Annotated in this window: 18 protein-coding genes; 5 read left to right on the forward strand and 13 right to left on the reverse strand. The window is 62.0% G+C overall.

What is annotated here, in order from left to right:
• Positions 1-126: 126 nt before the first annotated feature.
• From HX817_RS05800 to HX817_RS05820, 5 genes are all read right to left on the reverse strand, one after another.
• Positions 127-738 carry a LysE family transporter gene (locus HX817_RS05800; protein WP_177039937.1) on the reverse strand — a complete coding sequence of 204 codons (612 nt, stop codon included), beginning with the start codon at positions 736-738 and terminating at the stop codon, positions 127-129.
• Positions 739-812: 74 nt separating this feature from the next.
• Positions 813-1604, reverse strand: a complete 792-nt coding sequence (locus tag HX817_RS05805; protein WP_177035512.1) for an AraC family transcriptional regulator — start codon at positions 1602-1604, stop codon at positions 813-815.
• An 80-nt stretch (positions 1605-1684) separates the two neighbouring features.
• A complete protein-coding gene (locus HX817_RS05810) occupies positions 1685-2155 on the reverse strand; it encodes an arsenate reductase ArsC (protein ID WP_087693911.1) in 471 nt (156 codons plus the stop codon).
• Positions 2156-2168: 13 nt separating this feature from the next.
• A complete protein-coding gene (locus HX817_RS05815) occupies positions 2169-3452 on the reverse strand; it encodes an arsenic transporter (protein WP_177039938.1) in 1284 nt (427 codons plus the stop codon).
• Positions 3453-3470: 18 nt separating this feature from the next.
• Positions 3471-3827, reverse strand: coding sequence for a metalloregulator ArsR/SmtB family transcription factor (locus HX817_RS05820; protein WP_003212604.1), 357 nt, complete (start codon positions 3825-3827; stop codon positions 3471-3473).
• Between the two features lie 177 nt (positions 3828-4004).
• Between HX817_RS05820 and HX817_RS05825 the strand changes: the two genes are divergently transcribed.
• From HX817_RS05825 to HX817_RS05835, 3 genes are all read left to right on the forward strand, one after another.
• Positions 4005-4220 carry a hypothetical protein gene (locus HX817_RS05825; protein WP_003212603.1) on the forward strand — a complete coding sequence of 72 codons (216 nt, stop codon included), beginning with the start codon at positions 4005-4007 and terminating at the stop codon, positions 4218-4220.
• A 72-nt stretch (positions 4221-4292) separates the two neighbouring features.
• Positions 4293-4988 (forward strand): AzlC family ABC transporter permease, encoded by a 696-nt coding sequence (locus HX817_RS05830; protein ID WP_087693909.1) that lies wholly within the window; start codon positions 4293-4295, stop codon positions 4986-4988.
• Positions 4985-5296 carry an AzlD domain-containing protein gene (locus HX817_RS05835; protein WP_008432487.1) on the forward strand — a complete coding sequence of 104 codons (312 nt, stop codon included), beginning with the start codon at positions 4985-4987 and terminating at the stop codon, positions 5294-5296. Before HX817_RS05830 ends, HX817_RS05835 begins: the two co-directional genes overlap by 4 nt.
• Before the next feature lie 152 nt (positions 5297-5448).
• Here the strand turns inward: HX817_RS05835 and HX817_RS05840 are convergent, their stop codons facing one another.
• Positions 5449-5709 (reverse strand): hypothetical protein, encoded by a 261-nt coding sequence (locus tag HX817_RS05840; protein ID WP_003212600.1) that lies wholly within the window; start codon positions 5707-5709, stop codon positions 5449-5451.
• Between the two features lie 109 nt (positions 5710-5818).
• On the opposite strand from HX817_RS05840, the gene HX817_RS05845 reads away from it, so the two are divergent.
• A complete protein-coding gene (locus tag HX817_RS05845; RefSeq protein WP_087693907.1) occupies positions 5819-6172 on the forward strand; it encodes a hypothetical protein in 354 nt (117 codons plus the stop codon).
• Between the two features lie 141 nt (positions 6173-6313).
• On the opposite strand, the gene HX817_RS05850 is transcribed toward HX817_RS05845, so the two are convergent.
• The 7 genes from HX817_RS05850 to HX817_RS05880 form a co-directional block, all read right to left on the reverse strand.
• The gene (locus HX817_RS05850; RefSeq protein WP_177039939.1) at positions 6314-7018 is read right to left on the reverse strand and encodes a YoaK family protein; all 705 of its coding nucleotides are present in this window, start codon (positions 7016-7018) and stop codon (positions 6314-6316) included.
• A 77-nt stretch (positions 7019-7095) separates the two neighbouring features.
• The gene (locus HX817_RS05855; RefSeq protein WP_008432490.1) at positions 7096-8124 is read right to left on the reverse strand and encodes a DNA topoisomerase IB; all 1029 of its coding nucleotides are present in this window, start codon (positions 8122-8124) and stop codon (positions 7096-7098) included.
• Between the two features lie 91 nt (positions 8125-8215).
• On the reverse strand, positions 8216-9301 hold the full coding sequence (gene modC / locus HX817_RS05860) for a molybdenum ABC transporter ATP-binding protein (protein ID WP_177020089.1): 1086 nt from the start codon (positions 9299-9301) through the stop codon (positions 8216-8218).
• Complete coding sequence (gene modB / locus HX817_RS05865; protein ID WP_003212595.1) at positions 9301-9981, reverse strand: molybdate ABC transporter permease subunit; 681 nt, start codon at positions 9979-9981, stop codon at positions 9301-9303. The genes modC and modB overlap by 1 nt, the downstream gene beginning before the upstream one ends.
• On the reverse strand, positions 9982-10749 hold the full coding sequence (gene modA / locus HX817_RS05870; protein ID WP_256344303.1) for a molybdate ABC transporter substrate-binding protein: 768 nt from the start codon (positions 10747-10749) through the stop codon (positions 9982-9984).
• A gap of 117 nt (positions 10750-10866) precedes the next feature.
• Positions 10867-11931, reverse strand: a complete 1065-nt coding sequence (locus HX817_RS05875; RefSeq protein ID WP_177039940.1) for a nitronate monooxygenase family protein — start codon at positions 11929-11931, stop codon at positions 10867-10869.
• Between the two features lie 110 nt (positions 11932-12041).
• Positions 12042-12920: an alpha/beta fold hydrolase gene (locus HX817_RS05880; RefSeq protein ID WP_177039941.1), complete on the reverse strand. Its 879-nt coding sequence runs from the start codon at positions 12918-12920 to the stop codon at positions 12042-12044.
• A gap of 176 nt (positions 12921-13096) precedes the next feature.
• On the opposite strand from HX817_RS05880, the gene HX817_RS05885 reads away from it, so the two are divergent.
• Positions 13097-13681, forward strand: coding sequence for an ABATE domain-containing protein (locus HX817_RS05885; RefSeq protein WP_177020092.1), 585 nt, complete (start codon positions 13097-13099; stop codon positions 13679-13681).
• Positions 13682-13684: the final 3 nt, after the last annotated feature.

Consider the following 13684-nt stretch of genomic DNA (forward strand, 5'->3'; position numbering starts at 1 on the left):
CCGAACGCAGGTATTGCGGAGCCCTTTGCCCACTTTGGGCTGGGCCGGCATTCCGGCTTTTCCAAAGTGAGCCGCTGTAAGAGCGGAACCATAGGCCGCCGTCACCCAAATAGCGGATATGCCCCCTCAAATCCCCCGCAACGCCAACATCGCCAGATACAGCAGCACTACCCCACAAGCCCCATAGCTAACCCTCTGCCACATGGGCGAAGCATTCCGCCGCAGCAAATTGACCAACCCCGCAATCAAAAAGCACGACAACACCGAAGCCAGCATAAACCCCGCAAAAAACATCAACGTCTGCCCATGGCTAGGCGCCGCCCCGACTATCCCCGATAACGCACTCCCCAGCGCCCCCCAATAGACAATGTTCTTCGGATTGGCCAGGGAAATCGCCGCCCCCACCACCAGCGCATTCTGCCCGGACCTGGCCGGCGCACTCCCGGCCTCTGGCAAGTGCCAGGCATCCATCAGGCTGCGAATCCCGAGCCAGGCCAGATACAGCCCACAAACGGCCGTCAGCGGCACCCGCACCGACTCATGCTGGATCAACAACGCCATGCCCGTAAGCCCGATCACCGCCCACACGGCATCGCCCACCAGCGAACCGATCTGCACCAACAGCGCAGGGGCAAACCCATGCAGCAGCCCACGGCGCAGCGTCTCCGCCAGCACCGCCCCCGGCGACAGGCAAAACACAAACCCAAACACCAGCGCCGAAAAAAAGATCGTCAACATGCCTGCCTTCCTTCAAGTGATGGCCGGCATTTTAGGGAAGGGTGTGTAAGTCGTCTTGAACCAGATTGCGCTTTTCAGCCCTTGAGCACGCGTTGATAGCGCCCCGGTGTGATCCCGTAGGCCGCCCGGAAATGCCGATTCAGATGGCTCTGGTCAGCAAACCCCAAGGCATGGGCAACCTGCGACGCCGCAACGCCTGAGCGCAACAGCCCCTTGGCGCGCCGGGTACGCAGTTGCATCGCCCACTGGCGTGGACTCAGCCCGGTTTCTTTCTGAAAAGCCCGCAGCAGATGGAATTTCGACAGGCCCAACTCGTCACCAAGGGTCTCGAGTGCCACCGCCTGGTGCAGGTTTTCAGCCAGCAATTCCTGGGCCTTGATCACCAACCCGCGTCCCACCGCAGTGCTGCCAGGCAAGCGGACGCCGCTGCAACCGACGACTTCGCCGAGCAGCACCACCAGGGCTTCCTCACTCAGCTCCCGGGCCAGCGGATCGACACTCAACGCACCTTCAATCGCCCCGGCGAGTTTCATCGCCAACGCCGGCTGGAAGCACAGCGAACGGTCGAACTCCAGGTGCGCCAGACCCAGATCAGCCGCCAATTGCTCGGCAGTCGCATACAAGCTGACAAACCGCCACGGCTGCCCTTCGGCCGCGCCGCCGCCTTGAATCTGCCCCGGGTTGTACAGGGTGATGCTGCCGGGGCCGGCCTCGAAGGTGCGACGATCCAGCCACACCTGTTCCTCGCCGAGCAGGTTGACGCCGATCACGCATTCATCATGGCTGTGGCGGGCAAATGTCAGGCCGGTGCAGGTGGTGCTGCTGACTTCGTAGTTGCCCAGCCAGGCGTGCTGCATGGAACTCATTGAGGGGGCTCGCTGTGACCGTTGCCCGCGAGCATACGCCGGAAAAGACCTTCAGATCGACTACTCGCCCGGCTCTTCGGTTACGGCGTGGCGATGCGATCAAGCTCGGCCTTGATTTCGATGGGACTGAGGCTGGCGAACGGAATCTCGAAAAAAGCCCGGCAGCGCCGTTCAATGATTTCCAGGGTGGCGCGGAACGCGGCGTCGACCTGGGCTTCATCGCCTTGAACATCCGACGGGTCCTCCAACCCCCAATGTGCCTTCATGGCCGGGCCGAAATACACCGGGCAAGCTTCTCCAGCAGCCTTGTCGCACACGGTGACGACGATGTCTGGCGGGCTGCCTTCAAAGGCGTCGTTGCCCTTGCTGTACAAGCCTTCGGTGCTGATGCCGGCGGCTTTCAGCGTGGTCAGGCTGCGTGGCAGCACCTGGCCCTTGGGGAAACTCCCGGAGCTGATGGCCTGGAAACCGTCCGGCGCCAGATGGTTGAACAAGGCTTCCGAAAGAATGCTGCGGCAGCTGTTGGCGGTGCACATGAACAGGACTTTCATCAAGCGAACTCCGTCAGAAACTCAGGCGCAAGGCCAGGGCGGCGAGGGTGATCAACAGTACCGGCAGGGTCAGCACGATCCCGACCTTGAAGTAGTAACCCCAGGTGATGGTGATGCCTTTGCGTGCCAGGATGTGCAGCCAGAGCAAGGTCGCCAGGCTGCCGATAGGGGTGATTTTGGGGCCGAGGTCGCTGCCGATCACGTTGGCGTAGATCATCGCGTCCTTGACCACGCCCACGGCGTGGCTGGCCTCGATGGAGAGCGCGCCGATCAGCACGGTTGGCAGGTTGTTCATCGCCGAAGACAGCAGCGCGGTGAGTACACCGGTGCCCAAGGCCGCGCCCCATACGCCATAGCTTGCGAAGGTGTCGAGCCAGGTCGCGAGGTAGTCGGTCAGCCCGGCGTTACGCAGGCCGTAGACCACCAGGTACATGCCCAGGGAGAAAATCACGATCTGCCAGGGCGCTTCCTTCAGCACCTTGCGGGTGGAGATTTTGTGGCCCTTGGAGGCGATCACCAGCAGTAATATGGCGCAGGCGGCAGAAATTGCGCTGATGGGAATGCCCAGCGGTTCCAGGGCAAAGCAGCCCACCAGCAGGATGCCCAGCACCCACCAGCCGGCGCGGAAGGTGGCGCGGTCGTGGATCGCACTGGCAGGGTCGTCGAGGTCTGCCGGGTCGTAGGTTTGCGGAATGTCCCGGCGGAAAAACCACAGCAATACGGCGAGGGTCGCGGCGACGCTCACCAGGTTCACCGGCACCATCACTGCGGCGTATTCGTTGAAGCCGATCTTGAAATAGTCGGCCGAGACGATGTTCACCAGGTTGGAGACTACCAGCGGCAGGCTCGCGGTGTCGGCGATAAACCCGGCGCCCATGACGAACGCCAGGGTGGCCGCCGGAGAAAAGCGCAACGCCAACAGCATCGACATCACGATGGGCGTGAGGATCAGCGCCGCGCCGTCGTTGGCGAACAAAGCCGATACCAGCGCGCCCAGCAGCACCATGTACGCGAACAGTCGCCGACCGCGCCCATGGCCCCAGCGCGCCACATGCAAGGCAGCCCAGGCAAAGAAGCCCGCCTCATCCAGCAGCAGGCTGATGACGATCAGCGCGACGAAGGTCCCGGTGGCGTTCCAGATGATGTGCCACACCACCGGGATGTCGGCCAGGCTGATAACCCCGCACGCCAGGGCCAGGATCGCGCCCATCGTGGCGCTCCAGCCCACGCCCAGGCCCTTGGGCTGCCAGATGACCAAAATGATGGTGAACAGAAAGATAGCAACGGCAACAAGCATGAAAAGCTCTCCGCAGGATCAGCAGCAGGCGCTGGCCCGTTGTGGTCGGTCACCCATGGTTTCCAGACGCTGGGCGTCTGTTTTTAACCAGGCTTGGTTGGCTTGCAGGGTGGTGTCGAGCACTGCCGTCACCCACTCCGGCAAGGCCGGGTTGAGGCGGTAATAAATCCACTGGCCCTGGCGACGGTCCAGCAGCAACCCGCAACTGCGCAGTTGCGCCAGGTGGCGGGAGATTTTCGGCTGGCTGTCGTCCAGAGCATGGATCAATTCGCACACGCAAAGTTCGCCTTCACGCAGGATCAACAACGTCAGCCTGGCGCGGGTGGCGTCGGCCAGGCATTTGAAGACGTTGGGCGGGGAGAAAAGATCTGACATGGTCAGTGCCTTGATACATATGGAAATACGAATATACGTATTTCCATATGTATTGGTCAAACCTTGTTTCGATTGACCTGCGTCAAGTGCCCGACAATCGATGACAAGTGGTTGAAATTAAACTGAAACACAAATGTCCTAAAGTGCCTGCCCATTGGTGATGAAGGAAGAAAACGTGTGACCCGTGCCACTCGCAACCTGCGCAAGACCCTGGATTCCGTCGCGGACAATAACGAAACCGCGGCGTTTGACCTGATGCGCGCCGTCGAAAAGCTCAGCGATGAAGTGCTGCGCCAGCGCCTGCTCAATACCATCCACCGGCTCAACCAGGACGCCCACGAACTGCGCGAAGCCCGGGACGCGGTGGAGCGGGTGTCGGTCAAACTGGCTTGAGCACGATCGTTCAAGACAATCCCTGATACCGCTGGCATGCTTGTCGACTGACTGTCGATGAGCTTGTTGTGTATGCCTAACGCTCTGCCTCTGAATGCCTTTTCCCGTGGCGCGATTGCGATCATTCCATTGTCCCTGGCGTGTGCGCCGTGGGGATTGCTGGCCGGTTCGACTGCAATTGATGCCCAATTCACGCCACTGGAAGCCCAGGGGCTGTCGACCATCGTGTTTGCCGGTGCCGCACAATTGGTGGCCATCGGCATGGTCAAGAGCGGCGCCAGCCTGATTTCGATCCTGCTGACCACCTTGCTGCTGACCTCCCAGCATTTGCTCTACGGCATGCACATGCGTCCCACGCTGTCGCCGCTCAAGCCACGGTGGCGCATGAGCCTGGGCTTTTTGCTGACCGACGAATTCTTCGCCCTGGTCAGCCAGTACGACCGCCAGACCTTCAATCGCTGGTACGCCCTGGGCGTCGGCCTGACGTTCTATATCATCTGGAACGTCTTTACCTTCGCCGGCATCGTGCTCGGCAAAAGCATTCCCGGGCTGGATCAACTGGGCCTGGAATTCTCGATTGCCGCGACCTTTATCGCCCTGATCACCCCGGTAGTGCGCGACGTGCCGACCATTGTCTGCGTAGCCGTGTCGTTGCTGTGCTCGGTTTGGCTGAGCTACCTGCACTGGGAATCGGCGGTGGTGGTGTCCGGTGTGTTGGGGATGAGCGCAGGGTATGCCTGCAAGCGGCTGGGAGTAGGGCAGCAATGATCTTCGTGATGATTTTTGGCATGGGCCTGATCGTGTTTCTCAACCGCTACCTGTTTCTCGAGCCGCGCCTGCCGGTGCGCCTCAATCGCGGGGCGCGGGAGTTTCTCGGGTTTGCCGTACCGGGGATGCTCACCGCCATCTGCGGCCCGATCATTTTCCTGGCTGATCACAAGCTCAACCTGAGTGTGGGCAACCCCTACCTGCTGGCCGGAATCAGCGCCGTGGCGCTGATGTTCTGGACCCGTAGCGTGCTGATCACCGTGTTGCTGAGCATGGCGCTGTTCTATCTGTTCCGCTGGCTGCTCTGACCAACAAACTCCTGCTACGGAGGGAGCAAAACCAAGGCAAAAAAAAGCCTGCGGGAGGGCAGGCTGGAAGGGAGACTTCTTAAAAATGAGCCTGCCGACTATAGGCGGCGAGGTCTTCCTTCACAGTGAAACAAAGTTCATGAATCTGTCAGCTATTCGATAACCGGGGCGGCGGCTTTCTTGTTGGCTTTCGCCTCGGCCGCCAGGCATTCCAGGGCAAACTGCTCGGTGTAGGTCATCTGGATCGGGGTGCTTTCGCCCTTCACGGTGCGCTCGCCGTCAAGGATGTAGCGGATGCGCTTGTCGGTCACGCCGATGCGTTTGGCGATCCACGAAGGCGTCTGGCCGATGCGGCTGATCAGCTTGTCGGCGTAGTCGGTGGAGGGGTTGTAGCGCTCGGCATTGGGTGTCATGGGGTTTCCGGGTAAAAGCGGGTTCGTAAGTAGGCGGCAGGGTGACGCAATAATCCTTCGGTGTCGCCTGCTAATGGTACAGTCGCGTTTTTTCCAAGGAAGCTTCGGTATGCGGATGGTGGTAATTGGCGCTTTGGTCCTGGCATCGCTGGCCGGTTGCGCGGGCTCGAAGATGAAAGAGGCGCGTACCGGCGCGCCCTACAAAACCCTGGCCTCGGACAAGGCTCCGCTGGTGGTTGCCCAGTGCATCCAGTTCGGCTGGCAGGATGAAGCGGTGTTCGGGGTGGATGCCGGTGGTTTCATGGAGCCTGCACAGGCTGGTGGCTTCACCATCTACACCACGGCAGGTGACTATTTTGTCGACGTGCGCAGTGCCGGCGCCGGCGCCTCCGTCAACTATTACGCGGCCCAGGATGACTATCCGGCCAAGCGCCGCCTGGCGGCACTGGCGACCTGCCTGTAATCCATTCCGTTAGAAAAGTTCAGAAATGCCCTGCGGACAGTCCCGCAGGCATTGTTTTAGTATTTTCCCGCTCACCCGGCGTGACGGCTCTTTACCGGTACAGGGATGTCGAGGCCGGAGCGTCGGGAGGGCAGCTGTTTTCTAGCGGGGCATGTACCCCAGGTGCCAGCGCCGCGGAATCTTCAGCGACACCAGCCCCAACAGCGCCGACAGCACCCCGCTGACCAGCAGCGCACGAATCCCCATGTGGTGCTCCAGCAACGCACCGATCACCGCACCCACAAACATCCCGGCCCACGGGATCAGTTGCACGCGCCAGCCGTTGCGGCGTTCACCGAGGATCCAGCGGCCCAGTCCGCGACCAAAGCGTGACAGCGCCCCGGTGACATAGGTAAGCCCCACGGGCAACCCGTTCACTTCTTCGACGGCGGCATTCAGCATACCCATGGCGATGATCGCTGCCAGCAACGCCGGCAATTGATCGGCGAACGGCCAGGCCGCAGCCCCGCACAGCAGGGTGGCGATGCACAGCAACAGGGGCAGGGCGTGGCGCCGGCTGACGCGGCTGACCATCACGCCCAGCGCATTCCCGGCGATAAACGTCGCCACCAGCAGTGTCAGGCGCGCGGTAAGGCCCAGGTCGCCTTCGCTGATCGCCACGGCGAGGCGCGTGGTGTTGCCGCTCATGAACGACACAAAATCCCCGCTGGCCATGAAACCAATCGCATCGGTCATGCCCGCCAGCACGGAAAGGCTGGCCACCAGCAGCAACCCGACACGCCCGCGCCATTTGTGGCGATGCAGCAAGGCGGCGTTGGTGTAGGGCTTCAGGGATGAAGGCAGCATGGGGCCGGGTTCCTCGGTGAGATTATCCGGCCACTACCGTAGGGCGCTTCGTGCTCCGCTGCAATGACTTGGCGCACTTACAGGCGTTCGGCCAGTTGCTCCAGAAACATCGCCAGCCCGACTTCCTCGGCTTTCAAGCCTTTGCGCACTCGGGGCTTGGGCAGTTTCGCCAGTTCGCCCAGGCTGAAATGCTCCAGCACCGCCGGGTGGATGTAGCACTTGCGACACACCGCCGGCGTGTTGCCCAGTTGCTTGGCAACGTTCTTGACCATCTCCACCACATGTTTCTTGGCGTCGGATTCCGGCTGCCACTCAAGCTCGCGCAGCACTGCCAGCGCCAGGGCGCTGCCGGCCCAGGTGCGGTAGTCCTTGGCGGTAAAATCCGCGCCGGTCAGGGTGTGCAGGTAGGCATTCACATCGGTGGAACTGACGGTATGGCGCTCGCCGTTCTCGTCCAGGTACTGGAACAGGTTCTGCCCCGGCAACTCCAGGCAACGCTTGATCACCGTGGCCAGGCGCCGGTCCTTGACGCTGATCTGGTGCTCGATGCCGCTCTTGCCGCGAAACTGGAACAGGATCTCACTGCCCTTGATGTCCACATGGCGGGTGCGCAGGGTGGTCAGGCCGTAGGAGCGGTTGTCGCGGGCATATTGGGTATTGCCGACGCGGATCAGGGTGGCGTCGAGCAGCAGCACCACCGTGGCCAGGACCTTTTCCCGATTGAACCCGGGCGCCTCGATCTGTGCTTCCAACTGTTTGCGCAACTTGGGCAGCGCGCTGCCGAACTGTTGCAGCCGGGAGTATTTGTCGGTGTCGCGCACCTCGCGCCAGCGCGGGTGGTAGCGGTACTGCTTGCGCCCCCGGGCATCCCGCCCGGTGGCCTGCAGATGGCCGCGCGGGTCGGCGCAGATCCACACATCGGTATAGGCCGGCGGCACTGCCAGTGCGTTGATGCGTTTGATTTCGTCGGCATCGGTTATGCGTGTGCCGTCGGCCTTGAAGTATTGGAATTTGCCCCGCAGCTTTTTGCGGGAGATCCCGGGCTGGGTATCGTCGACGTAATGCAGGTCGCGGGGCAGGTCGGCAAGCAACGCAGGATCGGGCATGGCGCAAATTCCTTGGCAGGTATTTCTGATTGACCGCAGGGTTTTGCGGTCGTGCCAACAAGTTTGCTCCCCCGTAGCAGCTGTCGGGCAGTCAGGCCAGTACCGCCACCGCCTTGATTTGCGCCCACAGCGTCTGGCCGGGATGCAGCTGCAACTGGTCCCGCGAGTAACGGGTGATGCGCGCCAGCAGCGGCGTGCCGGCGGCGTCCAGGCTCACCAGCACGTGGGCTGCGTTGTCCGCCGGGATTTCCTGGGTCACCGTCACCGGCAGGCGATTGAGGATGCTGCTGTGTTCCTCGGCCTGCAGGCTCAAGCTGACGTCCCGCGCCTGGATCTTGAAACGCAACTGTTTGCCCAGCGCCAATGGTGCATGGGCCACGCGCATCTGCAATTGGCTCGCGGGCAATTGCAGGGTGAGCAACTGGTAGTGCGCGTCGTAGGCGCTGACGGTGCCGTTGATCACCACACCGGCGTCGTCGCCCAGGGCCATTGGCAGGTCCAGCCGGGCCAGGGTTTCGCCGATAGGACCGCTGGCCAGGGCCTTGCCGTCGCTGAGCAACACGATGTGATCAGCCAGGCGCGCCACTTCGTCCTGGGCATGGCTGACGTACAGCACCGGAATCTCCAGTTCGTCATGCAGGCGTTCGAGATACGGCAGGATCTCGCTTTTGCGTTTGCTGTCCAGCGCGGCCAACGGTTCATCCATCAGCAACAGGCTCGGGCTGGTGAGCAGGGCGCGGGCGATGCCGATGCGCTGGCGCTCACCGCCGGAAAGGTGCTGCGGATGGCGCTCCAGCAGGTGGCCGATGCCCAATAGTTCGGTGGCGTGGCTCATCTCCACCCGGCGTTGCTGGCGCGGGATGCGCTTGAGGCCGAACTCCAGGTTGGCCAGCACCGACAAATGCGGGAACAGGCTGGCTTCTTGAAACACGTAGCCCAGGGCGCGTTTGTGGGGTGGCACGAACAGTCCTTTGCGGCTGTCTTGCCAGACCTCGTCGTTGATCTGCACGAAACCCTCTTCAGCCCGCTCCAGCCCGGCGATGCAACGCAGGCAGGTGGTCTTGCCGGAGCCGGAATGGCCGTACAGCGCCGTCACCCCGCGACCGGGCAGGTGCAGGTCGACGTCCAGGGCAAACCCGGAATACTTCAGTTGCAGGCGTACCTCGATCATCGACATCAGCTCCAGCCCGCCTTGGTTTTACGGCTGGAGTAGAGCGCCAGCAACACCAGGAAAGAAAACACCACCATGGACCCGGCCAGCCAGTGGGCCTGGGCATATTCCATGGCTTCGACGTGGTCGTAGATCTGCACCGAGACGACCCGGGTCTTGTTGGGAATATTGCCGCCGATCATCAGTACCACGCCGAACTCGCCGACGGTGTGGGCAAAACCGAGAATCGACGCGGTGATAAACCCCGGGCGCGCCAGGGGCAGGATCACCGTGAAAAAGGTGTCCCAGGGATTGGCCCGCAAGGTCGCGGCCACTTCCAGCGGGCGAGTGCCAATGGCGGAGAAGGCGTTTTGCAACGGCTGCACCACGAACGGCATCGAATAGATCACCGAGCCAATCACCAGCCCGGCGAAGCTGAAGGTCAGGGTGCCCAGGCCCAGCCATTGGGTGAACTGGCCGAAGTAGCCATTGGGGCCCATGGTCAGCAGCAGGTAGAAGCCGATCACCGTGGGTGGCAACACCAACGGCAAGGCCACCACCGCGCCAATGGGGCCGCGCCACCACGAGCGGGTGCGCGACAGCCACAGGGCGATCGGAGTGCCGATGATCAGCAGGATGACCGTGGTCAGCGATGCCAGTTTCAGGGTCAACCAGATCGCGGAAAAATCGGCACTCGACAGCGGCATTTACAGCTCGTAACCGTAGGACTTGATCACCGCGGCGGCTTTCGGACCTTTCAGGTATTCAACCAGGGCCTTGGCGGCGGCGCTGTCCTTGCCCTTGTTGAGGATTACCGCGTCCTGCTTGATCGGGTCATGCATCGACGACGGCACGATCCAGGCCGAACCGCTGGTGACTTTGCCGTCCTTGTAGATCTGCGACAGCGCTACAAAACCCAGTTCGGCGTTGCCGGTGGAGACGAACTGATAGGCCTGGGTGATGTTCTGGCCCTCAACGAGCTTGTCCTTGACCTTCTCGGTCAGGCCTTCCTTCGCCAGCACCTGGGTGGCGGCCAGGCCATAAGGCGCGGCTTTCGGGTTGGCGATGGACAGGTGCTGGAACTGGTTTTTCTTCAGCACTTCGCCCTTGCCATCGACGTAGCCTTCCTTGGCCGACCATAGCGCCAGGGTGCCGACCGCGTAGGTGAAGCGCGAGCCCTTGACGGTGTCGCCTTCGGCTTCGAGCTTCTGCGGGGTGGTGTCGTCGGCGCTGAGGAACACTTCAAACGGCGCGCCGTTCTTGATCTGGGTGTAGAACTGGCCGGTAGCGCCGTAGGCAGCGACCAGTTTATGGCCGGTGTCTTTTTCAAAGTCGGCGGCAATCGCCTGGATCGGTGCGGTGAAGTTGGCAGCCACGGCCACCTGTACTTCATCGGCATTCGCCGAGGAGAAGCCAAACGCGGCGATCAGGGTGGCGAGGGCCGTGGGGGCCAGGCGTGAGGCGCGAATCATCATCAAGAAGCTCCTTGGGGTTTGCGGCTTGTTAGGCAGAGGGGGACTACCGCTATGTATGGGAATATATAGCGGTTGGCCACTGCCGGTACAGCGCAAAGTTGTCCCGGGAGTTCAGGTTCAGCGTCGGCCGAGTTTTTCCAGGGTTTGCGCGGCCAGTTGCAGCGTCAGGTCATGGCTGGAGATGTCTTTGCCGAGGCGCAGCGCCTGGCCCGACCACAAGTTGCTGAAGCCGGCTTCGTCCTTGGCCTTGAGCGGCATCAACGCACCGCCGGACAGCGGGAACGCCGGCGCCGTGGGGTTGATCGCGCCCAACTCACGCATTACGCGGTTGATGATGCCCCGCGCCGGGCGCCCGGTGAACAGGTTGGTCAGCGCGGTTTCACTGGCCTGGGCAGTGCGCAAGGCGTGGTGGTGTGACTTCGAGACGGTGGCCTCGGGGGTAAACAGGTACGCGGTGCCAATCTGCACCGCTGACGCGCCAAGGGCGAAGGCCGCGACAATGCCCCTGGCATCCCCGATGCCGCCGGCCGCAATCACCGGCACGCGCACGGCATCGATAACCTGTGGCACCAGCGCCATGGTGCCGATCTGGCTATTCAGGTCGTCGCTGAGGAACATCCCGCGATGGCCACCGGCTTCGCTGCCCATGGCGATGATTGCATCGCAGCCGTGCTGTTCCAGCCAGATGGCTTCTTCGACGGTGGTAGCCGACGACAGCACTTTCGCCCCGGTGGCCTTGACCCGGTCCAGCAGGGATTTTTCCGGCAGGCCGAAGTGAAAGCTCACCACTTCCGGGCGGAATTCTTCCACCACTTCACAGGCGGCGTTGTTGAACGGTGCGCGGTTGGAGACGGGCGTCGGCGCGTCAAAATCGGCGCCCAGCTCGCGGTAGTAGGTTTCCAGCAGGTTCTTCCACTGAAGGTCGCGGTGAGCATCCGGCGTCGGTGGCTGATGGCAGAAGAAATTTACGTTCAGCGGCCGCGAACTGGCCTGGCGAATCGTGGTGAGTGCTTCGCGCAGTTGCTCGATGCTGAGCGCCGCCGCCGGCATTGAACCGAGGGCGCCGGCCTGATTGGCCGCAATCACCATGGCCGTGCTCGTGGCATTGGCCATGGGCGCCTGAATGATCGGTAACTCGATGCCCAGCAGGTCAAGAATTCGGGTGTCTGGCCAGGTGCTCATGGGACGCTTCTCCAACGGTGGAATGCTGTTCCGTCGTTTTAGCAGGGCCAGGCAGCACCAGGCCAGTCTGTATTATTCACTGGACGAATCCAGTGTTTCATGGGCGGTTATCAGTTGATGGCGTCACCCAGTACTGCATGAATCCGCTGGGCAATGTGCGCGGCGTGGGTTTCCAGGGCGAAGTGGCCGGTGTCGAGTAATTCCACCACGGCGTTGGCGTTGTCGCCTTTGTAGGCATGGGCGCCCGGCGGGATGAAGAAGGGATCGTTCTGGCCCCAGATCACCAGCGCCGGCACTTGCGTGGCCTTGAAAAACGCCTGGAACGCCGGGTACAGCGTCAGGTTGTTGCGGTAGTCGAGGAACAGGTCCAACTGGATCTCGTCATTGCCTGGACGCTGCATCAGGAGCACGTCGAGCATGTAGGACTCCGGCGCCACCAGCTCCGGTTGCGACACGCCATGCAGGTACTGATAACGCGTGCCTTCCAGGCTGATGACCGCGTTGCGGATCACCTCGCGATTGGCCGGGCTCGGCTCGGCCCAGTAGGCCCGGATCGGATCCCAGGCGTCACCCAAACCTTCCAGGTAAGCATTGCCGTTTTGCGATATCAGCGCGCTGACCCGTTCCGGGTGGGCCACGGCCAGGCGCAGGCCCACCGGTGCGCCGTAGTCGAACACATAGAGGGCATAGCGACTGAGGTTCAGGGCGTCGACGAAGTGGCCAACGGTGATCGCCAGGTTATCGAAGCTGTAGTGGTAATTGCGTTCGGCGGGGACTTCGGTGAAGCCGAAGCCTGGCAAGTCCGGGGCGATGATCCGGTAGCGGGTGGCAAGCAGCGGGATCAGGTCACGGTACATATGGGACGAACTGGGAAAGCCATGCAGCAGCAGCAACACCGGCGCGGACGGGTCGCCGGCTTCACGGTAGAAAATGCGCACACCATCGGCATCAACGTGCTGATAGCGAACAACCGGGGCTGAAATCGACATGATCGGAGTCCTTTTTGTAACTGGTTAAATTGATTTGTTGGGTTACTGGTTTTGCAGGCTGCGCTTGAAAATGTAACCTGTCAAATTAATTTAATGGGTTACTGATTGACGAATTTAGTAACTATTCAAAAGCGAAATCAGCGGTTACGATGGCGCGGACTTGAAGAGGATTCGCCATGCCCGCCATCACCCCATCCCCATTGGAACCCTACGTCCTGGCTGATCATCCCGTGCTGGACATGCTCAATACCCGGGCGAATGTCGACGGTGTGCCCTTTGAATTCTGGCAAGGCGATGCCGATGTCGAGCGCTGGCTGGTGCGGCTTGGCTGGGCCGAGGAGGGCGCAGTACCGGTATTTGAGGAGGGGGCACTGCTGGGCGCGGCGCGGGGATTGCGGGAAGTGATCCGCGTGTTACTGGAACAGCGCAAGGCCGGCCAGCAGGGCGATCCCGGCGCGCTGAATGCGTTCCTGCGCAAGGCGGTCAGTCACCCGCAACTGGCTTGGCCGGCGCCTGGCGAGTTGCGGCTGGAGCGCCAGCGCAAGGTGCAGACTGCCGAGCAGTTCCTGGCGCCGATTGCCGAAGCCGCCGCGACGTTACTGGTGGAAGGGGATTTCGGCCTGGTCCGCACCTGCGAACATCCCGAGTGCGTGCTGTGGTTCTACGACCGCACCAAGGGCCACAGGCGCCGCTGGTGCAGCATGGCGCTGTGTGGCAATCGGCATAAGGTGGCCGAGTTTCGCAAGCGCAAACTGGTGTAGACG

Source organism: Pseudomonas sp. C6002 (assembly GCF_013385805.1).
Classification (GTDB): domain Bacteria; phylum Pseudomonadota; class Gammaproteobacteria; order Pseudomonadales; family Pseudomonadaceae; genus Aquipseudomonas.

What these genes read in the sequence shown, in the direction of transcription:
- HX817_RS05800 (WP_177039937.1), bottom strand. Translation starts at nt 738, where the DNA reads ATGTTGACGATCTTTTTTTCGGCGCTGGTGTTTGGGTTTGTGTTTTGC.
- HX817_RS05805 (WP_177035512.1), bottom strand. Translation starts at nt 1,604, where the DNA reads ATGAGTTCCATGCAGCACGCCTGGCTGGGCAACTACGAAGTCAGCAGC.
- HX817_RS05810 (WP_087693911.1), bottom strand. Translation starts at nt 2,155, where the DNA reads ATGAAAGTCCTGTTCATGTGCACCGCCAACAGCTGCCGCAGCATTCTT.
- HX817_RS05815 (WP_177039938.1), bottom strand. Translation starts at nt 3,452, where the DNA reads ATGCTTGTTGCCGTTGCTATCTTTCTGTTCACCATCATTTTGGTCATC.
- HX817_RS05820 (WP_003212604.1), bottom strand. Translation starts at nt 3,827, where the DNA reads ATGTCAGATCTTTTCTCCCCGCCCAACGTCTTCAAATGCCTGGCCGAC.
- HX817_RS05830 (WP_087693909.1), top strand. Translation starts at nt 4,293, where the DNA reads ATGCCTAACGCTCTGCCTCTGAATGCCTTTTCCCGTGGCGCGATTGCG.
- HX817_RS05835 (WP_008432487.1), top strand. Translation starts at nt 4,985, where the DNA reads ATGATCTTCGTGATGATTTTTGGCATGGGCCTGATCGTGTTTCTCAAC.
- HX817_RS05840 (WP_003212600.1), bottom strand. Translation starts at nt 5,709, where the DNA reads ATGACACCCAATGCCGAGCGCTACAACCCCTCCACCGACTACGCCGAC.
- HX817_RS05845 (WP_087693907.1), top strand. Translation starts at nt 5,819, where the DNA reads ATGCGGATGGTGGTAATTGGCGCTTTGGTCCTGGCATCGCTGGCCGGT.
- HX817_RS05850 (WP_177039939.1), bottom strand. Translation starts at nt 7,018, where the DNA reads ATGCTGCCTTCATCCCTGAAGCCCTACACCAACGCCGCCTTGCTGCAT.
- HX817_RS05855 (WP_008432490.1), bottom strand. Translation starts at nt 8,124, where the DNA reads ATGCCCGATCCTGCGTTGCTTGCCGACCTGCCCCGCGACCTGCATTAC.
- modC (WP_177020089.1), bottom strand. Translation starts at nt 9,301, where the DNA reads ATGTCGATGATCGAGGTACGCCTGCAACTGAAGTATTCCGGGTTTGCC.
- modB (WP_003212595.1), bottom strand. Translation starts at nt 9,981, where the DNA reads ATGCCGCTGTCGAGTGCCGATTTTTCCGCGATCTGGTTGACCCTGAAA.
- modA (WP_256344303.1), bottom strand. Translation starts at nt 10,749, where the DNA reads ATGATGATTCGCGCCTCACGCCTGGCCCCCACGGCCCTCGCCACCCTG.
- HX817_RS05875 (WP_177039940.1), bottom strand. Translation starts at nt 11,931, where the DNA reads ATGAGCACCTGGCCAGACACCCGAATTCTTGACCTGCTGGGCATCGAG.
- HX817_RS05880 (WP_177039941.1), bottom strand. Translation starts at nt 12,920, where the DNA reads ATGTCGATTTCAGCCCCGGTTGTTCGCTATCAGCACGTTGATGCCGAT.
- HX817_RS05885 (WP_177020092.1), top strand. Translation starts at nt 13,097, where the DNA reads ATGCCCGCCATCACCCCATCCCCATTGGAACCCTACGTCCTGGCTGAT.